The sequence below is a fragment of the Rhodopseudomonas sp. BR0M22 genome (assembly GCF_010907035.1).
Taxonomy (GTDB): domain Bacteria; phylum Pseudomonadota; class Alphaproteobacteria; order Rhizobiales; family Xanthobacteraceae; genus Rhodopseudomonas.
Window position 1 is genome coordinate 1 of the sequence record NZ_QUMK01000129.1, and the last position, 4,336, is coordinate 4,336.

At 63.9% G+C, this 4,336-nt stretch carries 3 protein-coding genes; all 3 read right to left on the bottom strand.

The features are described 5' to 3' along the window. Nucleotides 1–609: 609 nt before the first annotated feature. The 3 genes from DY468_RS24280 to pimC all read right to left on the bottom strand — a co-directional run bounded on the left by DY468_RS24280 (nt 610) and on the right by pimC (nt 4,165). The gene (locus tag DY468_RS24280; RefSeq protein WP_164608140.1) at nt 610–1,383 is read right to left on the bottom strand and encodes an SDR family NAD(P)-dependent oxidoreductase; all 774 of its coding nucleotides are present in this window, start codon (nt 1,381–1,383) and stop codon (nt 610–612) included. Nucleotides 1,384–1,699: 316 nt separating this feature from the next. Then, nucleotides 1,700–2,842 (bottom strand): pimeloyl-CoA dehydrogenase small subunit, encoded by a 1,143-nt coding sequence (gene pimD, locus DY468_RS24285; protein WP_164608142.1) that lies wholly within the window; start codon nt 2,840–2,842, stop codon nt 1,700–1,702. Nucleotides 2,843–2,974: 132 nt separating this feature from the next. Next, the gene (gene pimC / locus DY468_RS24290) at nt 2,975–4,165 is read right to left on the bottom strand and encodes a pimeloyl-CoA dehydrogenase large subunit (protein ID WP_164608144.1); all 1,191 of its coding nucleotides are present in this window, start codon (nt 4,163–4,165) and stop codon (nt 2,975–2,977) included. Nucleotides 4,166–4,336: the final 171 nt, after the last annotated feature.

The window sequence follows — 4,336 nt, forward strand, 5'->3', positions numbered from 1 at the left end:
TCTTTCGTCCGGTCTCAATCCCAGAAAGCCGAAGCCCTCCGAAAACCGAGACCCGCAAGGACTTCGCCGTCCACGTTTCTCTTTCTTCTTCTTCACTTGTCAAACAGCCCGAGACCCGAAGATCTCACTCTCTACTTAAAGAGAGAACCTACCCTTCAACGACGAAGAAGAGCATCAACCGACAACTATCGGCTGTTGCGTCACTCAACGAAGTGAGGAGCAGTGAAGGCGCCAATTACTCCCGCGATCCAGGGACCGTGGGAGCGCCCGACCGGCGGGCAGCGCGTGGATGTGTGTATAGTCGCCCCCTTCTGGGTCCGCAAGCGGAAAATGAAGGTTTCGCGAAAAACCCGGTTCCGGGAGGAAGGGCCACCACAAGCCGCCCCTGGGCCACCGCAGCGGCACACCGCATCGACCCGCCGGATATCCCGCAAATATGGGCTTATTCGCGAGGTGACGCCCTCGCCGCTCCTGCCCACAGCGTCGGCTGCGACTGTGGATAACTTTCATCGCCGGCTCCGGTTCCGAAGAAATCAGAACCGGGCACCTGCTTTTTTTTGGCCGGTGTGTGCATGACGCGAACCGCCGACGAGGCGGCTCGAAAGCGTCCTAAACCGACGCCGTGGTGACGCCGCCGTCGATCACGATGGTCTGGCCGGTCATGAACGTCGAAGCATCGGAGCCGAGATAGGCCACCGCGCCGGCGATTTCGTGCGGCTCACCAATGCGGCGCAGCGGCGTGCCCGCGGTGCGGCGCTTGAGATTGGCCTCGTCCTCCCACAGCGCGCGGGCGAAGTCGGTCTTGACCAGGCCGGGCGCGATCGCGTTGACGCGGACGCCCTTCGGGCCCCATTCGCCGGCAAGGCTCCGGCACAGCGCGAAATCGGCCGCCTTGGAGATGCCGTAGGCGCCGATCACGGTGGAGCCGCGCAGGCCCCCAATCGACGAGATGATGACGACCGAGCCCGAGCCGCGTTCGGCCATTTGCGGAATCGCGCGAGCGCACAACCAGATGTTGCTCTTGACGTTCGACGACATGATCTTGTCGAACGCCTCGTCGGCGATATCGAGCAGCGGGCCGTAATACGGGTTCACCGCGGCGTTGCAGACCAGGATGTCGACCTTGCCGTATTTGGCGGTCGCGCCGTCGATCAGCCCGTCGACTTCCGCTTTCCGGGAGATGTTGCAGGCGATGACATGGGCGTCGCCGCCCTGTTTCCGGATGCCCTCGGCGACTTCTTCGCAAGCGTCGGCCTTGCGGCTCGAGATCACCACCTTGGCGCCGAGCTTGGCCAGCAGCTCCGCCGACGCGCGACCGATGCCGCGCGACGAGCCAGTGACGACGGCGACCTTGCCGGACAGATCGAACGGATTCGTGGTCATGGCGATACTCCCTGGGACTTGTTGTTGATTGTTACTTATGGCGGAACGCGGCAGCCCCGCGTGACCACGTCTTGCGCGGGCTTGACCCGCGCATCCATCGTCTTGGGATGGATTGCCGGGTCGAGCCCGGCAATGACGAGGATTTTGTCGTCATTCCGGGGCGCGAGCGGAAGCTCGCGAACCCGGAATCCCGAGGTTGTTTGTGCGGCCGAGCTTCCGGGTTCGCGCTGCGCGCGCGCCGGAATGACGGAGGTGAGAGATTCCGGGTTCGCTCACTGTCGTGAGCGCCCCGGAATGACTCGTTGAGAGACCTACCTCAGATCAGTCCACCGCCCGCGCTGACGCGAGCCAAGTGGTGATCGGTGTCGCCGAAGGTCTGCTCGATCATGGTCAACCGCTTGAAGTAGTGGCCGATCTTGGCTTCCATGGTCATGCCGATGCCGCCATGGAGCTGGATCGACTGCTGGCCGACGAACTTGCCGGACTTGCCGATCTGCACCTTCGCGGCGGCGATCGCGCCGGCGCGTTCCTTAGCGTCATCGAACTCCGCCGCCATGGTGGCGAACATCGCCATCGAGCGAGCCTGTTCGGTGGCGACGAACATGTCGGCGGCGCGATGCTGCAGCACCTGGAAAGAGCCGATCGGCACGCCGAACTGCTTGCGGGTCTTGATGTACTCGACCGTGGTGGTGAGCGATTCATCCATCAGGCCGACCGCCTCGGCGCACAGCGCGGTGCGGGCGTCATCGACCACCGCCTCGATCAGATCGAGCGCGTTCTCCGGATCGCCGATCGCCGCATCGGCGCCGACCTGGACGCCGGTGAAGGTGATGTCGGCGGCGTGCAGCCCGTCCTGCGTCGGATAGCCCTTGCGGGTGACGCCCTTGGCATCGGCCGGCACCAGGAACACGCCGACGCCGGCGCGGTCACGCTGGCCGCCCTTGGTGCGGGCGGTAACGATCAGGGTGTCGGCGGCCTCGCCGTTCAGCACCACGAACTTCTCGCCGTCGATCACCCAGCCGTCGCCGCTCTTCTTGGCGGTGGTGGAGACGTCGCCGAGATCCCAGCGCGAGTTCTTTTCGAGCTGGGCGAACGCGAAGGTCTTGGAGCCGTCGATGATCCCGGGCAGATGCGCGGCCTTCTGCGCAGCCGAACCGGCGCGGCGCAGGAAGCCGCCGCCGATCACCACCGTCGGCAGATAGGGTTCGAGCACCAAAGCATGGCCGAGCGCTTCCATGACGATCATGGTCTCGACCGCGCCGGCGCCGAAGCCGCCGTCTTCTTCCGAGAACGGCAGGCCGAGCAGACCCTGCTCGGCGAACTTGCCCCACACCGCGCGGCTCCAGCCGCCCTTCTCCTTGGCGTACTTCTTGCGGCTGTCGAAATCGTAAGAGCCCTTCAGCAGGCCTTCGACGCTTTCCTTGAGGAGGCGCTGCTCCTCGGACAAATCAAAATCCATCGTGATGCTTCCTTGAATAGCAAAATCGACCGGGCGTCATTGCGAGGAGCGAAGCGACGAAGCAATCCAGCTTCGAGCGCGTGGCTCTGGATTGCTTCGCTTCGCTCGCAATGACGGAGAGGACGTCGCGCCTTACAGCCCGAGCACCGCCTTGCAGATGATGTTGCGCTGGATCTCGTTGGAGCCGCCGTAGATCGAGACCTTGCGGTTGTTGAAGTAACCGGGCGCGATCTGGGCGGTCCAATCCATCGTCTCGTTCGAATCGTCGTCGCCATGGACGTCGTAGGGCGCGGCGAACGGGCCGATCACTTCCATCAGCAGCTCGGTGGTCGCCTGCTGGATCTCGGAGCCCTTGATCTTCAGCACCGAGGACGCCGGGTTCGGCTTACCCTTGCCATGCTTGCCTTCATCGGCGACGACGCGGAGCTGGGTGAGCTCGAGCGCCTTCAGCTCGATCTCGACCGCCGCCAGCTTGTCGCGGAACTTGGGATCCTCGATCACCGGCTTGCCGCCGGACTCGACCTGGGCGGCGAGCTGCTTGATGCGGCGGATGCGCTCCTTCGACATGCCGACGCGGGCGATGCCGGTGCGCTCGTTGCCGAGCAGGAACTTGGCGTAGTCCCAGCCCTTGTTCTCCTGGCCGACCAGGTTCTCCACCGGCACTTCGACGTCATCGAAGAACACTTCGTTGACTTCATGGCCGCCGTCGATGGTCTGGATCGGACGGACGGTGATGCCCTTGGTCTTCATGTCGACCAGGATGAAGGAGATGCCTTCCTGCTTCTTGGCGGCCGGATCGGTGCGGCACAGGCAGAAGATCCAGTCGGCGTGCTGCGCCAGCGTGGTCCAGGTCTTTTGGCCGTTGATGACCCACTTGTCGCCCTTCTTCTCCGCCTTGGTCTTGAGCGACGCGAGGTCGGAGCCCGAGCCCGGCTCGGAGAAGCCCTGGCACCACCAGTCGTCGACATTGGCGATGCGCGGCAGGAAGCGCTTCTTCTGCTCCTCGCTGCCGAAGGTGTAGATCACCGGGCCGACCATCGAGACGCCGAAGGCGAGCGGCTGCGGCGCGGGCGCGGCCTGCAGCTCTTCGTTGAAGATGTAGTGCTGCACGCTGCTCCAGCCGGTGCCGCCATATTCCTTCGGCCAGTGCGTCACCGCCCAGCCCTTCTTGTTGAGGATGCGATACCACTCCACCATCTCTTCTTTGGTGTTGTGGCGGCCCTCCACCAGCTTCTGCCGCGTCTTGGCCGGCACGTTGTCCTTGAAGAACTGCCGCACCTCGTCGCGGAACGCGATCTCTTCCTTGCTGAAATTCAGATCCATCGGATCCTCCTTGGGTCGAATTCGTCTACGAAACTATCATTCGTCATTCCGGGGCGCGCGAAGCGCGAACCCGGAATCTCGAGCTGTTGAGTGGTGCCGCAGCAACATCGGGATTCCGGGTTCGCGAGCTGCGCTCGCGCCCCGGAATGACTCCCGTGAGGCTTACTGCAC